Annotated in this window: 1 pseudogene; it reads right to left on the minus strand. The window is 60.3% G+C overall.

What is annotated here, in order from left to right:
- Positions 1–682 (minus strand): annotated as a pseudogene (locus J6525_RS48005) (IS5 family transposase); the annotation flags it as partial.
- Positions 683–764 lie beyond the last annotated feature (82 nt).

Here is a 764-nt window from a genome sequence, read left to right on the forward strand (position 1 = left end):
GTTGCGACGCGTCGGAACTGCTTGAGCTTTGAGAAGCAGCATTCGACGAGATGGCGCTGGGCATAGAAATGCTTGTCGAGAGGGTATTTGAGCGCGCGCGACGGATTGTTGGGGATGACGGCGAGCGCGCCTTTGGCGGCGATGGCTTGGCGCAAATGATCGGCGTCATAGGCGGCGTCGGCCATGACGACTTGGGCTGATAAGCCTTCGATCAAAGCGGCGGCTTGCGGTGCATCGCCCTTCTGACCCGCGCTCAGCGTGAACCGCACCGGACATCCCAAGCCTCGAACCGCTAGATGTATCTTGGTGCTCAGGCCCCCGCGCGAGCGGCCGATCGCTTGATCTTCAGACCCCCTTTTTTGGCGCCGGCGGCGTGCTGATGCGCCCGAACGATGGTGGAATCGACGATCAGATATTCGAAGTCCGGATCATCGGACATCGCCTCGAATATCCGCCACCAAACACCCTTGATGCTCCATCGGCTGAAGCGCCGGAACACGCTGTTCCAATCGCCGAAGACCTCCGGGAGATCGCGCCAGGGAGACCCTGTACGCACGATCCACAGCACTCCTTCAACGAACATTCGGTTGTCGCGCCCGGTCGAGCCCTTCTGATCGGGCCGCCCTATGATCAACGGCGCCATCCGCTCCCACGCCGCGTCGCTCAATACCAAACGGTCCATCACACCCAAGGCGGCCTCCCCAAAAGCAGCCTTGAATCTGATTTGCTCCTAAAAGGGAATCCTTAGAGTCCACACCACCTAG

This window comes from Bradyrhizobium australafricanum (assembly GCF_020329495.1).
In the GTDB taxonomy this organism is placed as follows: Bacteria; Pseudomonadota; Alphaproteobacteria; order Rhizobiales; family Xanthobacteraceae; genus Bradyrhizobium; species Bradyrhizobium australafricanum.